Consider the following 20,017-nt stretch of genomic DNA (forward strand, 5'->3'; position numbering starts at 1 on the left):
GGCCACGCCGGGGCCGGGGCGGGTGTGTCCGGGAGGTGCAACCGGTGGCTGGGGTGAGTGGGGTTGGCGCGTTCCCATAGGCTGGAGAGGCGCATCTGCGTCGCATGGGCGTCGGGTGAGCGACATGACCGAGCAAGTGATGGTGAGAGAGGACGCTGACGGTGGCTGGCGAACCGAAGTCCATATCGCGTGAAGAGGTCGCGCATCTGGCGCGACTGTCGCGACTGGCGCTGAGCGAGGACGAACTCGATGTCTACGCCAAGCAGCTGGACTCGATCCTGACCCACGTCGCGTCGGTGTCGGAGGTGGCCGCCGACGACGTGCCCGGAACCGCGCATCCGGCCGAACTCGCCAACGTGCTGCGTCCCGACGTCGTCGTGCCCGGCCTGAGCACCGACGCCGCGCTGTCCGGTGCGCCGGCCGTCGAACAGGACCGTTTCGCCGTTCCGCAGATCCTGGGAGAAGAGCAGTGAGCCCCGATTCGCACGCCGCAGCTCCTCGTCCCGCCGGTGACCTGACCGGTCTGTCCGCGGCCGAACTCGCCACCAAGATCGCGACCCGCGAGGTCAGCTCGGTCGAGGTCACACAGGCCCACCTCGACCGCATCGCCGAGGTCGACGGCGAGCTGGGTGCCTTCCTGCACGTCAGCGGCGCCGAGGCGCTCGTCGCTGCCAAAGCCGCCGACGACGCGATCGCCTCGGGCGAGCCCGTGTCGTCGCTCGCCGGGGTGCCGATCGCGCTCAAGGACGTCTTCACCACCACCGACGCCCCCACGACGTGCGGTTCCAAGATCCTCGAGGGTTGGGTTCCGCCCTACGACGCCGCGGTCACCGAACGGCTCCGCGCCGCAGGCATCCCGATCCTGGGCAAGACCAACATGGACGAGTTCGCCATGGGCAGCTCGACCGAGAACTCCGCCTACCAGCTGACCCGAAACCCGTGGGACCCCACCAAGATCCCGGGTGGTTCGGGTGGCGGCAGCGCCGCGGCACTAGCCGCGTACGAGGCGCCGCTGGCGATCGGCACCGACACCGGTGGCTCGATCCGTCAGCCGGCCGCGGTCACCGCGACCGTCGGCGTCAAGCCCACCTACGGAACCGTCTCGCGCTACGGACTCGTCGCCTGCGCGTCGTCGCTGGACCAGGGCGGCCCGTGTGGCCGTACGGTTCTCGACACCGCGATGCTGCACGAGGTCATCGCCGGACACGACCCGCGTGACTCCACCTCGATCAACGTGCCGGTACCCGACGTGGTCGCGGCCGCTCGCGAAGGTGCGGAACAGGACCTCAAGGGCGTCAAGATCGGCGTCGTCACCGAACTGCAGGGCGAGGGCTACCAGTCCGGCGTGCTCGACTCCTTTCACCAGGCGGTCGAACTGCTCACCGAGCGCGGCGCGGAGGTCGTCGAGGTCAGCTGCCCGCACTTCACCTACGCGCTCGGCGCCTACTATCTGATCCTCCCGTCAGAGGTGTCGTCGAACCTCGCACGCTTCGACGCCATGCGGTACGGACTACGCGTCGGCGACGACGGTTCGCATTCGGCCGACGAGGTCATGGCGCTGAGCCGCGAAGCCGGTTTCGGCCCAGAGGTGAAGCGGCGCATCATGATCGGCACGTACGCGCTGTCCTCGGGCTACTACGACGCCTACTACGGTCAGGCGCAGAAGGTCCGCACCCTGATCTCGCGCGACTTCACCGCCGCCTTCGAGAAGGTCGACGTGCTGATCTCGCCGACCACCCCGACCACCGCCTTCCCGATCGGGGAGAAGGTCGACGATCCGCTGGCGATGTACCTGTTCGACCTCTGCACGCTGCCGGTGAACCTGGCCGGCATCGGGTCGATGTCCGTGCCGTCCGGACTGTCGAAGGACGACGGCATGCCCGTCGGCCTGCAGATCATGGCGCCCGCACTCGCCGACGACCGGCTTTACCGGGTCGGCGCGTCGTATGAGGCGGCTCGCGGCGCGATCATCTGACGTCACTGCACACCCACCACTTTTGGGCGAACCCACCACCGTTTCAGGTGGTGGGTTCGTCCATCTGTGGTGGGTTTGCGAGGTCACCGCGGCAGGCCGCTGACCGGTCGCGCCTGCTCGGTCCCGTAGCGGTGACCGACGCCCGTCGGTCCGTCGAGCGCGGCCAGCAGGTCGACGCTGGACTGCAGGAATCCGACGACCGGCAGCCAGGGGACCTCGGGTACCCGTCGACCGCCGAGCACGGTGTCTTCGGGATACGCAGGCGGACGCCACAGCGAACCGAGTGACCAGCGGACCACCGGATCGCTGCGATTGGCCATGACGATCCGCGGCGTTCTCGACGCCTGCGCCACCGTCCCCGCGGGCGGTGCGGTCAGGACGGTCTCCGCGAGCAGTGACGGGTGATGGTCCTCGAGCCAGACCCGGGCGGCGTCGGCCCCCACCGCGCCGAGGCTCTGGCCGTAGAGCACCAACCGGGGCCGGGCGCCCGCGGACCGGCTCGCCAGGACCTTCGCGAGTTCGCGGACCAGCGTGATCGACGATTCCGTCGCGGCCGCATCATCGGAGATGAACGCTTTCCACGACGGCACGTCGGCGTAGGGGAGTGTCAGTATCCGGACGTCCCCGTCGAAGCGGTCGACGAAACCGGCGACCGCGGCCGGGTCGACCCAGCCCGACCCGGTGGGGACCGCAACGATCACCGCGCGAGCCGACAGTCCGCCGCTGTGCATCCAGGACCTCACCAACCGTTCTGCCGGACGATCGAATTCCGGTGCGGCGAGTTCTCCTCGCAGCAGAGTCCCGAACTCGGAGACGACGACGGTGCGCGGCAGCGGTTGTCCGCGGTCGGCACCGGCGTCGGCCGGGGCGAGAAGTCCGGCGGTGAGCGCGACCGCCGACGCCGCGATCACCGCGGTGACGCGGGGGATCAGCACGATCGCGGCGACCGCTGCAGCGGGTGCGACCGTGGCCGCAACCCACCAGTCGGGTCCAACGGGTGGCGCCCCGACCGCGGCGCGGATCAAGCTCTGCCACCACACCGACAGTCCCGCACCGCCGGCCGCGATCAGCACCCCGGCACCGAAGACGACGCGACGCGTCTGCGTGTCCGGGTGCGGGCGTCGCCGGGAAGCCCATCGTGACAACAGCATTCCCACGACCGCGCCCACGGCGGCGAAGCCGGACGTCACGACCGCGGTCGTCGCCGCGTCGCGCGGAAGCGTTCCGGGATGGAGCGCCAGGAGATACGAAGCGACGATACTGACCACGAGAACCGGGGGAGGCAGAGCTCGCCCGGCGTCCATCGACACGCGAGCGGCAGGCGCGCTGATCATGAGAGCTCCTCGGTGGGCTGCCGATCGACCAGCGCGCGTTCGACCGTGGTGGACACCAGCTGGGGAATCGATTCCTGTCGGATCGGCGGTCCACCGAACTGGCGCCAGGTGTTCCAGGCCAGACCGATGCGGGCTACGTGGGCCGCGGTCGCGCAGGCGGGATCATCGCAGGAACGCTGCATCGCCTCGATCAGCATGCGGTCCAGGGCGAATCGCGCCCACGATCCCAGCGGTCGGCCGTCTGCCGCGGCAGCACGCAACAGGTCGTAGCCGAAATCGTGTGTGCGGCACAGCGGTGTGAACCGGTCCGGGAGCGGTACCGGCGACGAGCAGCTGCCGTCCGGGTCCGTGGGTACACCGGTCACGACCGTCGGCGTGTAACCCATGTGCATCTCGAAGGATGCGGGCAGGACGTCCATCGTCGTGGCCGGAGCCGGTCCGGTCAGTGCGACGACGGCTGCGGCATATGGATTGTCGGCATCCTCGGGGTGCGGGATGACCGGACCCGCGATGGAACCGTTGTCACCGGCGACTGCTTGCGCCGTCGACATCCATTGTCCGGCAAGGAGAACAGCGAGTGTCAGTGCGGCGACGAGGGTTCGGATCCGGCCCCGTCGGGGCGCCGGGTCCGCGCCGTGATCAAGGTGAGAAGTGTTGTCCGAAGGCCATTTCCGCAGTGGTCCGGGAGGGTTCATGGCCGTTGACGCTAGGGGGTGAAACCGCCGGTCCACATCGCTCCGACGGGCGGTTCGTACTCACCGGCGCGGCGGGGATGCCGGGCGGCGGATACTACTCGGGAACGATGCCGTCTCCCCCGAAAGTATGAGGACTGCCGGGCCCCTCGGAGCCTAGGGTGAACCTCATGTTCGGTTTACGCAAGCATCTGCGCGCGGCCGGCGGTGACTTCGTCGGCTGGGCGTCCACCGCGCCGGTCGCCCAGGACCCCGCGGTGCGTGCCTATTTCTCCTCGCGGGTCAACTGGTTCTTCCTGGTCGTGGCCCTGATCATGTACTCGATCGCCTGGCCGACCCTGCCGGTCACGCACTCCGTGCCGGCGTTCGTCCTGCCCGTCGTCGCGGCGTTCGCCGCGCTCCCCATCGCGCTCGCCTGGTCGGCGCCGCTCGTCGGCTGGGCGGTCTCGGTGGTCTCGGCGCAGGTCATCGGTCTCGTCGTGCCCACGCGCAACGATTGGGAACTCACCATCCAGGTAACCCATTTCATCGAGCTGCTCGTGCTGACGGCCATGGTGATGCTGCGCTGCCCGTTGCGATGGATTCCGCTGGTGTGGCTCACGACCTCGCTCGTCGTCGCCTACGCGGTGCACCCCGCGTGGATCGTCGGGATCTCGGTGCTCGCGGTCGTCGTGGCACTGCTCCGCGGACTGATGGCGTCGCGGCGGCAGCTCGCCGTTCGCACGAGACAAACCGAGGAGGCGGAGGCCGAATCCGCGGTGCTGCAGGAACGCGCGCGCATCGCCCGCGACCTGCACGACGTGGTGGCACACCGCATGTCGATGGTCGTCGTGATGTCGCAGACCGCGCGCTACCGGATCGACGACGTCTCGCCCGCGGCGGCAGCCGAATTCGACGCCATCGCCGATGCCGCCCGAACCTCACTCGACGAGGTCCGCCAGCTGCTCGGGGTGCTGCGGGTCGAGGGCGCCGAGACCACGGCCCCCAATCCGGGCCTGGCGCAGATCGATTCGCTCGTCGCCGCGACCACTCGGGCCGGCTCCGATGTCACGCTGATCCGCGAGGTCGACGATGCCGGGGTGGGGGAATCGGCGGCACTGGTGATCTACCGGATCGTTCAGGAGTCGCTGGCCAACGCCACCCGACACGCGCCGGGCAGCCGCACGCTGGTGAGTGTGACACCGGGTGAGCACGGCACCGTCGAGGTGGCTGTGGTCAATTCGACGCCGACGGCCGAACCCCTCGGGATCGGCGGCAACGGCGTCGGTATTCCCGGGATGCTCGAACGTGCGCAGGCCGTAGGGGGTTCGCTCGTCGCGGCACCGACGGTCGACGGCGGGTTCGCGGTGCGTGCGCGGATCCCGATGACGCCACCACGCGACGGGGTCATCGCCGGCGCACCGTCGTCGGCGACCGTGCCGAAGGTCTCCTCGCCGGTCTCCGACCAGTAGCGTGGCAGGCGTGCCGATCAACGCGGAATCGCAGCAAGCACAGGGCAACACCGGTCCGATCACCGTCGTCATCGCCGACGACCAGGCGATGGTGCGTCAGGGTTTCTCGGCCCTGCTCGCCGCCCAGCCCGACCTGTCCGTGCTCGGGGACGCCGCCGACGGGGTCGAAGCGGTCGAGGTGTGCCGGCGTGCGCGTCCCGACGTCGTCCTGATGGACGTGCGGATGCCGCGCAAGGACGGGCTGTGGGCCGCCGAACAGATCCTGTCGGCCGGGCTGGAACCGCCGACCCGCGTGCTGATGCTCACCACCTTCGACATCGATGATTACGTCTACGAGGCGTTGCGGATCGGTGCGTCGGGCTTCCTGCTCAAGGACGCGCCTGCCGACGAACTCGTGCGTGCGGTGCGCGTGGTCGCCGCCGGCGAAGCGCTGCTCGCGCCGTCGATCACCAAGCGACTCATCACCGAGGTGACCGCACGCCGTCGACGCCCCAGCCGCAACCCCGCACTCGAACACCTCACCCCGCGCGAGCGAGAGGTACTCGATCTGGTGGCCGACGGCAAGTCGAACGCCGAGATCGGCGCCGATCTCTACGTCACCGAACAGACCGTCAAGACCCACGTGAGCAGTCTCCTGGGCAAGCTGGCGCTGCGCGATCGAGCGCAGGCCGTGGTGTTCGCCTACGAGAACGGGATCAAGTGATTTCGTGGTCAGCGGGTCGGGCACGCGGGCACTAGATTGGGGGTGTCCGTCGCGCTCGAGAAGGAGGGTCTCACCACATGGCCAAGAGATTCGGCATTCTGACCTCCGGCGGTGACTGCCCCGGTCTGAACGCCGTCATCCGCGGTGCGGTGCTCAAGGGTGAGACCGTCTACGGTCACGAGTTCGTCGGCTTCAAGGACGGCTGGGCGGGTCTCGTCTACGGCGACATCATGGAACTGAACCGATCCACGGTGCGCGGTCTGTCCAATCAGGGCGGAACGATCCTGGGGACGAGCAGGTTCGGTCCCTACACCGAACCCGACGGCGGCCCCGACAACATCAAGAAGGTGCTCGAGAACCTCGGCATCGACGGTGTCATCGCGATCGGCGGCGAGGGCACGGCGTCGGCGTCGAAGCGACTGTTCGACGACGGCATCAACATCGTCGGCGTCCCGAAGACGATCGACAACGACATCGACGCCACCGACTACACGTTCGGATTCAACACCGCCGTCGAGATCGCAACCGAGGCCATCGACCGCTTACGGACCACCGGCAACTCGCACAGGAGGTGCATGGTGCTCGAGGTGATGGGGCGCCACGCCGGCTGGATCGCCCTGCACTCGGGTATCGCCGGCGGCGCGCACGTCATCCTCATCCCCGAGCACCCCGAGAGTCTCGATCAGATCTGCGCCTGGGTGACCAGTGTCAAGGCGCGCGGTCGTGCACCGATGGTCGTCGTCGCCGAGGGTTTCAAGCTCCCCGAGATGACGGAGGCGTACTCCACCAAGGGGCGCGACGAATTCAACCGGCCACGCCTCGGTGGTGTCGCGGAGGTGCTGGCGCCGCTCATCGAGGAACGGACCGGCATCGCGACCCGGGCCACGGTCCTCGGCTACATCCAACGCGGCGGTGTGCCGTCGGCCTATGACCGGGTTCTCGCCACCCGCATGGGCATGGCCACCGCGGACCTGGTCGCCGAGAAGGGCTGGGGACACATGGTCGCCCTCCACGGGACCCGGATCGACCGGATCACCTTCGACGAGGCGCTCGGGGAACTGAAAACCGTGCCCCTGGATCAGTACAAGGAGATCCGGGTCATCTTCGGCTAGCTAGACCGCGGTGATGGCCGGTGCGGGTTCGCGGGGGATGACGATCCACAGCGCCAGGTAGATGAGCACCTGGGGGCCGGGGAGGAGCATCGACAGCACGAACAGGACACGCACCAGGGTCGGGTCCCAGCCCCATCGTTCGGCGATACCGCCGCAGACGCCGCCGAGCCATGCGTTCGAGCGTGATCGCGTCAGTCGCGGGGCGGGGGAAGCAGGTTGTGCGGTGGTCATCGGGACTCCTCGGTCGGTGAACTGATGTCTTCGACGGTAGGTTCGACGACCGGTTCCCGGCATCGGTGATCACCCTGAACGTATCCCTGGGATATCGCCGCATAAACTGGCAGCCATGACTTCCGCCGCCGTCGAACTGTTGGAGTACGACGAGGTCATCGCCGCTTTCGATCCGGTGATGGGCCTCGAGGTGCACGTCGAGCTGGGTACCGCGACCAAGATGTTCTGCGGATGCCCGACCGAGTTCGGCGCCGACCCCAATACTCAGGTGTGCCCGGTGTGCATCGGTCTGCCCGGTTCGCTGCCGGTCGCCAACGCCAAGGCCATCGAATCGGCGATCCGCATCGGCCTGGCACTGAACTGCTCGATCCGGCCGTCGAGCAAGTTCGCGCGGAAGAACTACTTCTACCCGGACCAGCCGAAGAACTACCAGATCTCGCAGTACGACGAGCCCACCTCATACGACGGTTACCTCGACGTCCTGCTCGCCGACGGCACCACGTGGCGCGTGGAGATCGAGCGGGCACACATGGAGGAGGACACCGGCAAGTCGCTGCACATCGGCGGCGCCACCGGCCGAATCCACGGTGCGAGCCACTCGCTGCTCGACTACAACCGCGCCGGCGTGCCGCTCGTCGAGATCGTCACCCGACCCATCGTCGGAGCCGGCGAGCGTGCACCCGAGGTTGCACGCGCGTATGTGACGGCGCTGCGCGACCTGCTCAAGTCCCTCGACGTGTCGGACGTGCGCATGGACCAGGGCTCGATGCGCTGCGACGTGAACCTGTCGCTGATGACCAAGGGCGCGGCCGAATTCGGTACCCGCACCGAGACCAAGAACGTCAACTCGCTCAAGAGCGTCGAGGTCGCCGTGCGCTACGAGATGCGCCGCCAGGCGGCGATCCTGCAGACCGGCGGCGAGATCGTGCAGGAGACCCGGCACTTCCACGAGGCCGACGGCACCACCTCGGCCGGACGCCGCAAGGAGACCGCCGAGGACTATCGCTACTTCCCGGAGCCGGATCTGCCTCCGGTCCAGCCGGATTCGGCGTGGATCGAGGAACTCCGAGCCACGCTGCCCGAGTTGCCGTGGTTGCGTCGCGCGCGCATCCAGGAGGAATGGGGTGTGTCCGACGAGGTCATGCGCGACCTGGTCAACGTCGGTGCCGTCGACCTCATCATCGCCACCGTCGACGCCGGCGCGTCACCCGAGGCCGCCCGCGGCTGGTGGGTGTCGTTCCTTGCGCAGCAGGCCAATTCGCGTGGCGTGGAACTCGCCGACCTGTCCGTCACGCCGGCGCAGGTCGCCGAGATCATCGGACTCGTCGACGAGGGCAAGCTGACCACCAAGCTCGCCCAGCAGGTCGCCACCGCGGTGCTCGACGGTGAAGGTGAGCCGAAGCAGATCGTGGCCGACCGCGGCCTCGAGGTCGTCCGCGACGACTCGGCCCTGCAGAAGGCCGTCGACGACGCCCTGGCCGCCAACCCCGACATCGCCGAGAAGATCCGCGGGGGCAAGGTCGCCGCGGCCGGCAAGATCGTCGGCGACGTCATGAAGGCCACCCGCGGACAGGCCGACCCGGCACGGGTCAAGGAACTGGTGCTCGCGGCCTGCTCCTAGCGGTGGCGCTTGCTGCCGGCTGAGCCGGTACGGAGCGCAGCGTGGGTGGTGTTTTCCTGTCGGCTGAGCCGGTACCGAGCGCAGCATGGGTGGTGTTTCCTGTCGGCTGAGCCGGTACCGAGCGCAGCGAGGAACCGCGTCGAAGCCCGGTGCGGTCGAAGCCCACTCAGGTCCGGTCGTTGCCCCCACCCTGCGGGAGGAAGCGGAACACGCGGTCGTCGGTCGGCTTCGGATTGCCGACCTGCTTGTTGACGGTGGCCACCTGCAGGAGTCCGTTGGGAAGTGCGGCCATCCGGCCGAGCGCGCCGTAGCGGCGGTCGAGGGCTACGACGGGAGGGGTGATCGTCGGGTCCTCGCGGGTCGGTTCCCGGATGCCCTCGATCCGCTGGGTGCGGGTCGTCGAGACGAAGATGCTGCCGCCGGCCACGCCGCACCCGGCGATCTGCGGCTTGTCGGGCCACGTCCACAGCACCTTGGGGCCACCTTCTTCGATGACCTGCACGCGGTCCTCGGTGGCCTTCTGGTCGGCGACGTAGATGGTCCCGGTGGATGCGTTGGGGCACAGGGCGACCGATGATCCGAAACCCGAGGCCAGGATCTGCGGACGCGGGCTCACACCCGAGGTGAACGAGGTGATCAGCAGCAGCTTTCCGGCCAGAGACGACGCGTCGTCAGCGGCGGCCGGGTTCCCGGCGTCGCCGGTGGCGACCACCAGCTCGGTGGGCGAGCGGAAGTACATCGAGCCCATGTTCCCGGTGGCGCCCTTGGGGATTCCGGTCAGGATCGGCTTCGGCACGTCGCCGGGGGCGAGACGGACGACCCGATTGTCCGACGGCGTGGTGATCAGTGCGTAGATCAGGCGGTCCTGGGAGTAGGTGGGGGAGAAGGCGAAATCGATGAGTCCGCCGTCGCCCGACGCGTCGACCGGGGCCTGACCGAGGACCCGTTCGGGGCCATAGCGCTTGGTGGTGATGATCTTCCCGGTCGTGCGTTCGGCGACGACCGTGACCTCGCCCTGCTCGTCACCGGGCATCACCCCACCCGTCGACGCGAGACAGGTCGCGATCACCGCGGGATCGGGGTCGACGCACGGTCCCGTCGGCGGCGGCTGGGTCTCCCGCGGCGTCTCCGGGGGCGGCGTCGGCTCGGCCTGGCCACTCGGACGGTTGTTGGGACTGAACGCGCCGGCCTCCCGCTGACGGTCCTGTTCGGTGAAGTTCGCGCAGCCGCCCAGAGCGAGCGCGATCACCGCCAGAAACGCCACCAGCATTCGGCCCGTCGGCCGCCCCTTCCACATGGCGTCCACAGTAGTGGTGTGCCGACTCACCCCGTCGGGGTGCGGGGACCGCACACCGCGAGCCTCTAGAGTCGGGCATGTGAGCGAACGCGACACGCCGAGCGACAGGGAGCCCGATACGTCGAGCCCGTCCGCGACCAGCCCATACGACGAGCCGACCGGTCAGATCCCGGTGACGGACCATCCACCGACCCCCGCACCGCCGCCCGCGGTCGACCGGGACGACTTCTACAACCGGCACGCACGGCGTTCACCGGCACCGTATGCGCGGGTCGACGAACTCGACGACATCGATCCCGGCGATGTGGAGACCCGTCAGATCAGGGGCACCGTGGTCAACCCGCCACCGGCACCTGTCCACGAACCCGTGCGCACCCCGGAACCTGCGAGCAGCCCCGAACCTGATCACTCCCCGGAATCTCGGGGCACCGCGGAACCTCGGGGCACGGCGGGACCTGCGAGCACTCCGAAGTCCCGGAGCCCGCAGTCGGACGGCGAACCGACCGTCGCGTTCGGGCGCCGCCCGGTCGCCCAGACCGGTACCTCCGCCGAGATCCCCGCCGACGACACCGCGACCAGGCCCGAACCCGCGTTGCCACCGGTCGGCACCGGCCGCTACGACTTCCTCGACGACGAGGACGACACCGGCCGTTACCGCGCGAACCCGGACGAACCGGGTTCGTCGGACACCGCTTTGCTCGACGACGAGTCACCGGGCCGGCGACTGTTCGGTCGTCGACGGAACCGGGCGCATGAGGACGAGTACGACACGAGGTCGGTGGCCGACGACGAACTCGAGGACGCTGTCGCGAAGTCGCGGCGCGGCACCATCGACCTCGGCCTGTTGCTGCTGCGGATCGCGCTCGGCGCGTTCGTCGGCGCACACGGCCTGCAGAAACTGTTCGGCCTCTGGAACGGGCCGCGGCTCAGCGGATTCGAGCAGATGCTCGTCGACGGCGGGTTCAACGCCGACTACGCGCAGATCCTCGCGATCGTCGGCGCACTCGCGGAGACGGTCGGCGGCCTCATGGTGATCCTCGGCTTGCTGACCCCGATCGGCGCGTCGGCGATCCTCGGCACGATGCTCGTCGCCGCGGCGTACCGGGTGTCCTCGGCCGGCGGTTTCGAATTCTTCGCCGCGGCACAGGGAGCGGAGTACGAGTTGTTCCTCGCGGCTACCGCGGCCGCGGTCATCCTCACCGGTCCCGGCCTGTACTCACTGGACTACCCGCGGGGCTGGGCCCGTCGACCGTTCGTCGGGTCCTTCGTGTGGCTGATCGTCGGCATCGGTGCGGCCGCTGCCGTCTGGATTCTGGCGAACGGCACCAACCCGCTCAACTGAGTCACACGAGGAGCAAGCTCCGACACAGAATGCGGGGTGCGTACCGGACTCCGGTACGCACCCCGCATCTTCTGCTGAGAGGCGTCAGTCGACCTGACGGACCGCGCCCTTGTCGGCCGAGGTCGCGAGCTTCGCGTACGCGCGCAGCGCGGTCGTGACCGTGCGCTGACGGTCCTTCGGCTGCCACGGACGCTCGGAGGCCTCCATCTTGGCCCGGCGCTCGGCGAGCACGTCGTCGTCGACGAGCACCTCGAGACGACGCGTCTTGACGTCGATGAGGATCCGGTCGCCATCCTCGACGAGTCCGATCGCGCCCCCCGAGGCCGCCTCCGGCGACATGTGGCCGACCGACAGACCCGACGATCCGCCGGAGAACCGGCCGTCGGTGATGAGCGCGCACTTCTTGCCCATGCCGGTGCCCTTCATGAAGGCGGTCGGGTGCAGCATCTCCTGCATACCCGGACCACCCGCAGGGCCTTCGTAGCGCACGACCAGGACCTCGCCGGCCTGGATGGTCTTCGAGAGAATGACCTGGACGGCATCCTCCTGGCTCTCGACCACGCGGGCCGGACCCTCGAAGTGCCACAGGTCCTCGTCGATGCCGGCGGTCTTGAGAACGGCACCGTCGGGCGCGAGGTTGCCGCGCAGCACGCACAGCCCGCCTTCGACGGTGTAGGCGTGCTCGAGGTCGCGGATGCAGCCCCCGGCGGCGTCGGTGTCGAGTGAACTCCACCGGTTCGCCGTGGAGAACGGGGTCGTCGTCCGCACGCCACCCGGCGCCGCGTGGAACAGTTCGACGGCCTCGTCGAGAGCCTTGCCGCCGCGGATGTCCCAGTCGTCGAGGGCCTGCGCCATCGTCGGCGTGTGGACGGTCGAGGTGGTGTCGTCGAGCAGTCCGGCGCGACGGAGTTCACCGAGGATCGCCGGGATTCCGCCGGCGCGGTGGACGTCCTCCATGTGGTAGTCGGAGTTGGGGGACACCTTCGACAGGCACGGGACCCTGCGGCTGATCTCGTCGATGGTCGACAGGTCGAAATCGGCGACCTCACCCTCCTGTGCCGCGGCGAGGATGTGCAGCACGGTGTTGGTCGAGCCGCCCATCGCGACGTCGAGCGCCATCGCGTTCCGGAAGGCGGCCGGGGTCGCGATGTTGCGGGGCAGGACCGAGGCGTCGTCGTCGCGGTACCAGCGGTTCGCGGCGTCGATGACCACCTTGCCCGCGCGCTCGAACAACGCACGTCGTGCCTCGTGGGTGGCCAGCGTGGAACCGTTGCCCGGCAGAGCGAGTCCGAGAGCCTCGGTGAGGCAGTTCATCGAGTTGGCGGTGAACATGCCCGAACACGAGCCACAGGTCGGGCAGGCCGACCGTTCGACCTCGTCCAGCCCGGCCTCGTCGACGTCGCTGTTGGCCGACGCGGAGATGGTGGTGATGAGGTCCGAAGACGGATGAGCGACATCGCCGACGACGACGGCCTTGCCGGCCTCCATCGGTCCGCCGGAGACGAACACGGTCGGGATGTTCAGGCGCATCGCGGCATTGAGCATGCCGGGGGTGATCTTGTCGCAGTTGGAGATGCACACCAGCGCGTCGGCGGTGTGGGCGTTGACCATGTATTCGACCGAGTCGGCGATGATCTCGCGGCTGGGCAGCGAGTACAGCATGCCGCCGTGACCCATTGCGATGCCGTCGTCGACGGCGATGGTGTGGAATTCGCGGGGGACGCCACCGGCGGCGCGCACTGCGTCGGCGACGATCTCGCCGACATCCTTGAGGTGCACATGCCCCGGCACGAACTGCGTGTACGAGTTGGCGATCGCCACGATCGGCTTGCCGAAATCGTCGTCGGTCATCCCGGTGGCGCGCCACAGGGAGCGGGCGCCGGCGGCTTCGCGGCCGACGGTGGTGGTGCGTGACCTCAGGGCTGGCATGGCTTCCTCATATCGATCGTCGGGTCGGGCGGAGTCGTTCCGGCCGAACGCCTTCGGGCTCCTGGGCCGGAGGTGTTCGCCGCGTCGGACTCGTGGCGTCAACACCGCGATCCCGAGGGTGTGTTTCACAGGGCCGTGTGCCCCGGGAACTGGGTTGAACGGGGCGTCGCACGCTGAGGGTGGGCGTCGCGAGTCGCCGAGAGACCAGGCTACTCCGCTGTGACATGCGGAAACAAAACGATTCGGACGTGGACGGACGCTCGCGATGCCGGGTGGCGGCGTCAGATTCCCAAGACCGCCTTGGCGATGGAGAAGTAGACGATGAGACCTGTCGCGTCGCAGAACGTGGAGATGAACGGGGTCGAGAACACCGCCGGGTCCACGCGGATGGATTTCGCGACCAGCGGCATCACCCCGCCGACGGTCGCGGCCATCGTGCAGATCGACACGATGGTCAGACCGATCACCGTGCCGATGTCGACGCCGTACACCAGTGCGGCGACGGCGAATCCGACGACACCGAGCAGCGAGCCCATCGTCAGACCGACCCGGACCTCCTTGCCGGCGACGCGCACGACGTCGCGGGTCGTCACGTCGTCGGTCGCGAGGGCGCGGGTGACGGTGGTCGCGGCCTGCGAACCGGTGTTGCCGCCGATCCCGGTGAGCAGTGGGATGAACAGCGCGAGGGCGACCTTCTGTTCGAGCGTGCCCTCGAAGATCTCCAGAACGTTCACGGTGAGGATTGCCGACACCGCCAGGACGAACAGCCACACGATCCGGGCGCGGGTGATCGACAGTATCGACGCATGCAGGTACGGCTCGCGAAGCGGTTCGCGGGCACCGGCACGGGCTTCGTCGGTGTCGCGGGCCTGTTCGACGACCTCGACCGCGTCGTCGATGGTGAGGACGCCGACGAGTCGGTTGTCGCGGTCGACGACGGGCATCGCGAGGATGCCCCGATCGACGCACCGCTGGGCGGTGGACTCCGCGTCGTCGTCGGAGTGCGCGAACATCGGCTTGCGCATCAGACCGGCGACGGGTGCCTCCGGATCGGCGAGTAGCAGGTCACGAAGACTGACGACGCCGCTCAGCGTGCGGGCATCGTCGAGCACGGGCACGGTGTAGATGGTCTCGGCGGCGTGCCCGCGCTCCTTCACTCGGCTCAGCGCCGCGCCAGCGGTCTCGTCGAGTCGGGCGTGCACGAACTCCGGGCTCATCCGCCGCCCCACCGAGCCGCGGGGATAACCCAGTACGACGGCGGTGACGTCGCGTTCGGCCGGGGTCAGTTGCTGGATGAGTGCCCGGGCGACACCGGCGGGCAGTTCGTCGAGGAGTTCCGCGCGGTCGTCGGGGTCGAGGTGATCGAACGCGGCGACCACTTCGACCGTCCCGAGATCGTCGATGAGCCTGCGCTGGGAGTCGGCGGAGAGATCGTCGAAGACCTCGACGGCGAGATCCTTGGGCAGGAGGCGGAACGCCACGCCCCGCGACTGGTGGGGGAGACGGTCGAGGAGGGCGGCGATGTCGCCGGCGGGGATCGCGGACAGCGCGGTCGCGACCGCGCCGAGCTCACCGTCGGAGATCAGGTCGTCGAGTTGGTTCGCGTCGAGCGTCGCGTACGTCACCCGACGAGCCTAACGGCCTGTCCGTGTCAAAGCCGTTCGCGCAGCGTCGATTCTGTGCCTCCGGGGGTGCCGGTTCTACTCGTCGGGGTTCGCGGCCGCCTCGAACGGATCCGGAATCCGTCCACCGCTGACGATCGACAGCGCGGGCAGGTCGCGGAAACCGATGGCGGGGAGGCGAACTCGCTCACCGTTGTGGAGGACGGCGCGCACCGAACTCCACTTGGGGAACTGCAGGCCGGCGATGTCGGACCAGGCCACCTCGGAGGTCGAGAATCCGACCGCACGCAATCCGTCCTCGGTGACGATCGTGCGCAGACGATGAATCCAGAACCACAGCACGGCCGGCACCACGAAGGCGAAGGCGAACCACGGCGAGGCGCCGATCAGCAGGACCACGACCAGTGCGAGCATCGGCACGGTGAAGTAGGCGAGCCGATTCATCCGGAAGGTCACCGGGTAGGTGATCTCGAGGGAGTCGTCGGCGGCCGCCGCATCGCGTGGTGTCCGGGAGCTGCGCGGAGGCTGGGCGGCAGGGTCGCTGGAATCAGTCGGCACGTCTCCATTGTGCCAACCCGGCCGCGGCGAGTCCGGCGTCGGGTGTACCCGTGAGTAGTGGGTGAGACGTCCGTCACCACCTGCGCCTTCCCATCATGTGGGACGGCATGGTCCGGAGTTTGACTCAGAACGACGCGCGGTCCTACCGTGATCAACGTGATGATTAACGGGATCCTCGTAGTAATCGGCTGGCGCGTCGCCTGACCGGTCACTTCGCAGACCCCTACCGGCATCGACGCGCCACCCTCGAACAGCGGAAGCTGTCGGGGGTTTTTTCATGTCAGGTAGTCACATCACCCCACCACCGAAATACAGACAAGATGAGGATCGTGCAGTGAGCGCACCAACAGCACGCAACGACGCCGGCCGTAGTGAGCCGACGCGTAACGCCGGACTGCGTCAGCAGTCGCCCGCGGCGGGCAACATCCGTGCGGTAGGTCAGCACACCGTCGCGCCGGAGCGCGTCAGCGGTGCGCAGTCGGTGGTCCGATCCCTCGAGGAGCTCGGTGTCGAGGTCGTCTTCGGCATTCCCGGCGGCGCGGTCCTGCCGGTCTACGACCCGCTTCTGGACTCCACCAAGGTCCGTCACGTCCTGGTCCGCCATGAGCAGGGTGCCGGCCACGCCGCCACCGGTTACGCCCAGGTCGCCGGTCGCGCGGGCGTCATGATGGCCACCTCGGGCCCGGGTGCCACCAACCTGGTCACCCCGCTGGCCGATGCGCAGATGGACTCGGTGCCGGTCGTGGCCATCACCGGTCAGGTCGGTCGGTCGCTGATCGGCACCGACGCCTTCCAGGAGGCCGACATCTCCGGCATCACGATGCCGATCACGAAGCACAACTTCCTGGTCAGCCGTGCGATCGACATCCCCAAGACCATCGCCGAGGCGTTCCACATCGCCGAGAGCGGACGTCCGGGTGCGGTTCTCGTCGACATCCCCAAGGACATCCTGCAGAGCCAGACCACGTTCTCGTGGCCGCCTCAGATCGACCTGCCCGGCTACCGTCCGGTCACCAAGCCGCACGGCAAGCAGGTCCGCGAGGCGGCTCGGATGATCAACGCCGCGAAGTCGCCGGTTCTCTACGTCGGTGGCGGTGTGATCAAGGCCAACGCGTCCGCGGAGCTGCTCGAGCTCGCCGAGCTGACCGGCATCCCGGTCGTCACGACCCTGATGGCGCGCGGCGCGTTCCCCGACAGCCACAACCAGCACCTGGGTATGCCGGGTATGCACGGCACCGTGGCCGCCGTCGGTGCGCTGCAGCGAAGCGATCTGCTGATCACGCTGGGCGCACGGTTCGACGACCGGGTGACCGGACAGCTGGATTCCTTCGCCCCCGGCGCCAAGGTCATCCACGCCGACATCGACCCGGCCGAGATCGGCAAGAACCGGCCGGTCGACGTCCCGATCGTCGGCGACTGCAAAGCCGTCATCGCCGAGCTGACCGAGACGCTGCGCGACGAGCGGGCGACCAGTGGAACCACACCGGATCTGTCGGAGTGGTGGACCTACCTCGACGGCATCCGTCGGACCTACCCGCTGAGCTATGACCGTCAGACCGACGGTTCGATGTCTCCCGAGTTCGTCATCCAGGCTCTGGGCAAGGCCGCCGGACCCGACGCGGTCTACTGCGCCGGCGTCGGCCAGCATCAGATGTGGGCGGCGCAGTTCATCTCCTATGAGAAGCCGCGAACCTGGCTCAACTCCGGTGGTCTGGGCACGATGGGCTACGCCGTCCCCGCTGCCATGGGCGCCAAGGCCGCCGCACCCGACACCGAGGTGTGGGCCATCGACGGCGACGGCTGCTTCCAGATGACCAACCAGGAACTCGCCACCTGCGCGATCGAGGGCATCCCGATCAAGGTTGCGCTGATCAACAACGGCAACCTGGGCATGGTCCGGCAGTGGCAGACCCTGTTCTACGAGGAGCGGTACTCCAACACCGATCTGGCGACGCATTCGCGGATGATCCCGGACTTCGTCAAGCTGTCAGAAGCGTTGGGCTGTGTCGCTTTCCGCGTCGAGCGTGAGGAGGACGTCGACGACGTCATCGCTCAGGCACGCGCGATCAACGACCGTCCGGTCGTCATCGACTTCATCGTCGGCAAGGACGCCCAGGTGTGGCCGATGGTCGCCGCGGGCACCGGCAACGACGAGATCATGGCGGCCCGCGACATCCGGCCGCTGTTCGACGACGACGAGTCGGCGTCTGACCCGGTCGAGATCCACGAGACGATGAACGCCCCACGCGGGACTGTGGACCAGAAGGTCGACAACGCTCCGGCCGACCGCGCAGCAGAGAAGGACCAGAAGTGAGCACCACCCATACCCTCAGCGTCCTGGTCGAGGACCGGCCGGGCGTCCTGGCCCGCGTCTCCGGATTGTTCTCGCGTCGCGGGTTCAACATCGAGTCGCTTGCCGTCGGACCGACCGAGCTCAAGGGGATCTCGCGGATGACCATCATGGTCTCCGTCGAGGACTTCCCGCTCGAGCAGGTCACCAAGCAGCTCAACAAGCTGGTGAACGTGATCAAGATCGTCGAGCAGGACCCGGCCAACTCGGTGTCCCGCGAGCTGATGATGGTCAAGGTCCGTTCCGATTCGACGGTGCGCACCGAGGTCATCGAGGTGGTGAACCTGTTCCGCGCCAAGGTCATCGACGTGTCGCCGGAGTCGCTCACCATCGAGGCCACCGGTACGTCGGAGAAGCTCGAGGCTCTTCTGCGGATGCTCGATCCTTACGGCATCCGTGAGATCGCCCAGTCCGGTGCAGTCGCGCTGGGTCGCGGACCGAAGAGCATGTCGGCCAATCGCTGACCGATACACTCCGCTGGAAACAGCGGCGAAGAATTTAGAAGTCCCTCGGCGAGAGAGAAAATCGCGAGGGGCGCCACAAATCGAAGGGAAACAAAGTGGCCATCGAACTGTTCTACGACGACGACGCGGATCTGTCGATCATCCAGGGTCGCAAGGTCGCGGTGATCGGCTACGGCAGCCAGGGCCATGCGCATTCGCTGTCGCTGCGTGACTCGGGCGTCGACGTCGTCATCGGTCTGCGTGAGGGCTCCAAGTCCAAGGCCAAGGCCGAGGAGCAGGGCCTCAAGGTCCTCACCGCAGCCGAGGCTGCTGCCTGGGCCGACGTCATCATGGTCCTCGCGCCCGACACCTCGCAGGCACAGATCTTCACCGAGGACATCGAGCCGAACCTCAAGGACGGCGACGCGCTGTTCTTCGGTCACGGCCTGAACATCCACTTCGGCCTGATCAAGGCTCCGGCCAACGTCACCGTCGCCATGGTCGCCCCCAAGGGCCCCGGCCACCTGGTGCGTCGTCAGTTCGTCGACGGCAAGGGTGTTCCCGCGCTCATCGCGGTCCACCAGGACCCGAAGGGTGAGGGCCAGGCCCTCGCACTCAGCTACGCCAGCGCCATCGGCGGTGGCCGTGCCGGCATCATCAAGACGACCTTCAAGGAAGAGACCGAGACCGACCTCTTCGGTGAGCAGGCCGTGCTCTGCGGTGGCACCGAGGAACTGGTCAAGGCCGGCTTCGAGGTCATGGTCGAGGCCGGTTACGCGCCGGAGATGGCCTACTTCGAGGTGCTGCACGAGCTCAAGCTCATCGTCGACCTCATGTACGAGGGTGGCATCGCCCGCATGAACTACTCGGTCTCCGACACCGCCGAGTTCGGTGGCTATGTCTCCGGTCCGCGCGTCATCGACGCCGACACCAAGGAGCGCATGCGGGCCATCCTCAAGGACATCCAGGACGGCACCTTCGTCAAGCGCCTCGTCGCCAACGTCGAAGGCGGCAACAAGGAGCTCGAAGGCCTGCGTAAGCAGAACGCCGAGCACCCGATCGAGGTCACCGGCAAGAAGCTGCGCGACCTGATGAGCTGGGTTGATCGTCCGATCACCGAGACCGCCTGAGTCTCAGCCACTCTGACGGCAGGCCCGCACCTCTTCGGAGGTGCGGGCCTGCCGTCGTCTGCCAACGACAAACCCACCCTTTTTCGGCATTTCCACCACCCGGCGGCGGAATTTCTCAACCTGTCTGAGACAGGGGCTGGTTGGTTGTTCTTCTGTGGTTGATCCCGACGGTGGTCGGGATTTCCGGGGCCCGGGGTGGGCGCCGGAAGCGTTGCGGGTGGGCCAGG

At 68.1% G+C, this 20,017-nt stretch carries 17 protein-coding genes; 10 read left to right on the top strand and 7 right to left on the bottom strand.

Annotated features, from left to right (window positions below):
• Window positions 1-161: 161 nt before the first annotated feature.
• Both gatC and gatA read left to right on the top strand, forming a co-directional pair.
• Window positions 162-473, top strand: coding sequence for an Asp-tRNA(Asn)/Glu-tRNA(Gln) amidotransferase subunit GatC (gatC, locus tag NWF34_RS18140; RefSeq protein ID WP_006438859.1), 312 nt, complete (start codon window positions 162-164; stop codon window positions 471-473).
• Window positions 470-1,975, top strand: a complete 1,506-nt coding sequence (gene gatA, locus NWF34_RS18145) for an Asp-tRNA(Asn)/Glu-tRNA(Gln) amidotransferase subunit GatA (protein WP_258325699.1) — start codon at window positions 470-472, stop codon at window positions 1,973-1,975. Before gatC ends, gatA begins: the two co-directional genes overlap by 4 nt.
• Window positions 1,976-2,058: 83 nt before the next feature.
• Here gatA and NWF34_RS18150 read toward each other — a convergent pair whose 3' ends face one another.
• Both NWF34_RS18150 and NWF34_RS18155 read right to left on the bottom strand, forming a co-directional pair.
• Window positions 2,059-3,309: an alpha/beta-hydrolase family protein gene (locus NWF34_RS18150; protein WP_258325700.1), complete on the bottom strand. Its 1,251-nt coding sequence runs from the start codon at window positions 3,307-3,309 to the stop codon at window positions 2,059-2,061.
• Window positions 3,306-3,860, bottom strand: a complete 555-nt coding sequence (locus tag NWF34_RS18155) for a hypothetical protein (protein WP_258325701.1) — start codon at window positions 3,858-3,860, stop codon at window positions 3,306-3,308. Before NWF34_RS18155 ends, NWF34_RS18150 begins: the two co-directional genes overlap by 4 nt.
• A gap of 311 nt (window positions 3,861-4,171) precedes the next feature.
• Between NWF34_RS18155 and NWF34_RS18160 the strand changes: the two genes are divergently transcribed.
• The 3 genes from NWF34_RS18160 (at window position 4,172) to NWF34_RS18170 (ending at window position 7,267) form a co-directional block, all read left to right on the top strand.
• Window positions 4,172-5,452 (top strand): sensor histidine kinase, encoded by a 1,281-nt coding sequence (locus NWF34_RS18160; protein ID WP_258325702.1) that lies wholly within the window; start codon window positions 4,172-4,174, stop codon window positions 5,450-5,452.
• 10 nt (window positions 5,453-5,462) lie between these two features.
• Window positions 5,463-6,155, top strand: coding sequence for a response regulator transcription factor (locus NWF34_RS18165; protein ID WP_159405390.1), 693 nt, complete (start codon window positions 5,463-5,465; stop codon window positions 6,153-6,155).
• Between the two features lie 77 nt (window positions 6,156-6,232).
• Complete coding sequence (locus NWF34_RS18170; RefSeq protein WP_024500527.1) at window positions 6,233-7,267, top strand: 6-phosphofructokinase; 1,035 nt, start codon at window positions 6,233-6,235, stop codon at window positions 7,265-7,267.
• Here NWF34_RS18170 and NWF34_RS18175 read toward each other — a convergent pair whose 3' ends face one another.
• Entirely contained in the window at window positions 7,268-7,498 is a 231-nt protein-coding gene (locus NWF34_RS18175) for a PspC domain-containing protein (RefSeq protein ID WP_024500526.1), read from the bottom strand.
• A gap of 115 nt (window positions 7,499-7,613) precedes the next feature.
• Here NWF34_RS18175 and gatB point away from each other — a divergent pair, with 115 nt between their 5' ends.
• Window positions 7,614-9,119, top strand: a complete 1,506-nt coding sequence (gatB, locus tag NWF34_RS18180; protein WP_258325703.1) for an Asp-tRNA(Asn)/Glu-tRNA(Gln) amidotransferase subunit GatB — start codon at window positions 7,614-7,616, stop codon at window positions 9,117-9,119.
• 166 nt (window positions 9,120-9,285) lie between these two features.
• On the opposite strand, the gene NWF34_RS18185 is transcribed toward gatB, so the two are convergent.
• Window positions 9,286-10,389 (bottom strand): PQQ-dependent sugar dehydrogenase, encoded by a 1,104-nt coding sequence (locus NWF34_RS18185; RefSeq protein WP_024500524.1) that lies wholly within the window; start codon window positions 10,387-10,389, stop codon window positions 9,286-9,288.
• 106 nt (window positions 10,390-10,495) lie between these two features.
• Between NWF34_RS18185 and NWF34_RS18190 the strand changes: the two genes are divergently transcribed.
• The gene (locus tag NWF34_RS18190; protein ID WP_024500523.1) at window positions 10,496-11,758 is read left to right on the top strand and encodes a DoxX family protein; all 1,263 of its coding nucleotides are present in this window, start codon (window positions 10,496-10,498) and stop codon (window positions 11,756-11,758) included.
• An 84-nt stretch (window positions 11,759-11,842) separates the two neighbouring features.
• Here NWF34_RS18190 and ilvD read toward each other — a convergent pair whose 3' ends face one another.
• The 3 genes from ilvD to NWF34_RS18205 all read right to left on the bottom strand — a co-directional run bounded on the left by ilvD (window position 11,843) and on the right by NWF34_RS18205 (window position 15,867).
• Complete coding sequence (ilvD, locus tag NWF34_RS18195; protein WP_006434778.1) at window positions 11,843-13,687, bottom strand: dihydroxy-acid dehydratase; 1,845 nt, start codon at window positions 13,685-13,687, stop codon at window positions 11,843-11,845.
• Window positions 13,688-13,968: 281 nt separating this feature from the next.
• Window positions 13,969-15,312 (bottom strand): magnesium transporter, encoded by a 1,344-nt coding sequence (mgtE, locus tag NWF34_RS18200; protein WP_159405392.1) that lies wholly within the window; start codon window positions 15,310-15,312, stop codon window positions 13,969-13,971.
• A 75-nt stretch (window positions 15,313-15,387) separates the two neighbouring features.
• A complete protein-coding gene (locus NWF34_RS18205) occupies window positions 15,388-15,867 on the bottom strand; it encodes a PH domain-containing protein (protein WP_258325704.1) in 480 nt (159 codons plus the stop codon).
• A 334-nt stretch (window positions 15,868-16,201) separates the two neighbouring features.
• Here NWF34_RS18205 and NWF34_RS18210 point away from each other — a divergent pair, with 334 nt between their 5' ends.
• From NWF34_RS18210 to ilvC, 3 genes are all read left to right on the top strand, one after another.
• On the top strand, window positions 16,202-18,181 hold the full coding sequence (locus NWF34_RS18210) for an acetolactate synthase large subunit (RefSeq protein WP_258325705.1): 1,980 nt from the start codon (window positions 16,202-16,204) through the stop codon (window positions 18,179-18,181).
• A complete protein-coding gene (gene ilvN, locus NWF34_RS18215; RefSeq protein ID WP_005199381.1) occupies window positions 18,178-18,681 on the top strand; it encodes an acetolactate synthase small subunit in 504 nt (167 codons plus the stop codon). The genes NWF34_RS18210 and ilvN overlap by 4 nt, the downstream gene beginning before the upstream one ends.
• 95 nt (window positions 18,682-18,776) lie before the next feature.
• The gene (ilvC, locus tag NWF34_RS18220) at window positions 18,777-19,790 is read left to right on the top strand and encodes a ketol-acid reductoisomerase (protein WP_006434783.1); all 1,014 of its coding nucleotides are present in this window, start codon (window positions 18,777-18,779) and stop codon (window positions 19,788-19,790) included.
• The last annotated feature ends 227 nt before the right edge of the window (window positions 19,791-20,017 follow it).

The sequence above is a fragment of the Gordonia sp. GONU genome, assembly GCF_024733855.1.
Taxonomy (GTDB): domain Bacteria; phylum Actinomycetota; class Actinomycetes; order Mycobacteriales; family Mycobacteriaceae; genus Gordonia; species Gordonia amicalis.

Excerpts from the sequence above, each read along its gene's own strand:
- NWF34_RS18175 (WP_024500526.1), bottom strand. The coding sequence starts at position 7,498 with ATGACCACCGCACAACCTGCTTCCCCCGCCCCGCGACTGACGCGATCA.
- NWF34_RS18150 (WP_258325700.1), bottom strand. The coding sequence starts at position 3,309 with ATGATCAGCGCGCCTGCCGCTCGCGTGTCGATGGACGCCGGGCGAGCT.
- NWF34_RS18170 (WP_024500527.1), top strand. The coding sequence starts at position 6,233 with ATGGCCAAGAGATTCGGCATTCTGACCTCCGGCGGTGACTGCCCCGGT.
- NWF34_RS18185 (WP_024500524.1), bottom strand. The coding sequence starts at position 10,389 with ATGCTGGTGGCGTTTCTGGCGGTGATCGCGCTCGCTCTGGGCGGCTGC.
- ilvD (WP_006434778.1), bottom strand. The coding sequence starts at position 13,687 with ATGCCAGCCCTGAGGTCACGCACCACCACCGTCGGCCGCGAAGCCGCC.
- NWF34_RS18160 (WP_258325702.1), top strand. The coding sequence starts at position 4,172 with ATGTTCGGTTTACGCAAGCATCTGCGCGCGGCCGGCGGTGACTTCGTC.
- NWF34_RS18155 (WP_258325701.1), bottom strand. The coding sequence starts at position 3,860 with ATGTCGACGGCGCAAGCAGTCGCCGGTGACAACGGTTCCATCGCGGGT.
- gatB (WP_258325703.1), top strand. The coding sequence starts at position 7,614 with ATGACTTCCGCCGCCGTCGAACTGTTGGAGTACGACGAGGTCATCGCC.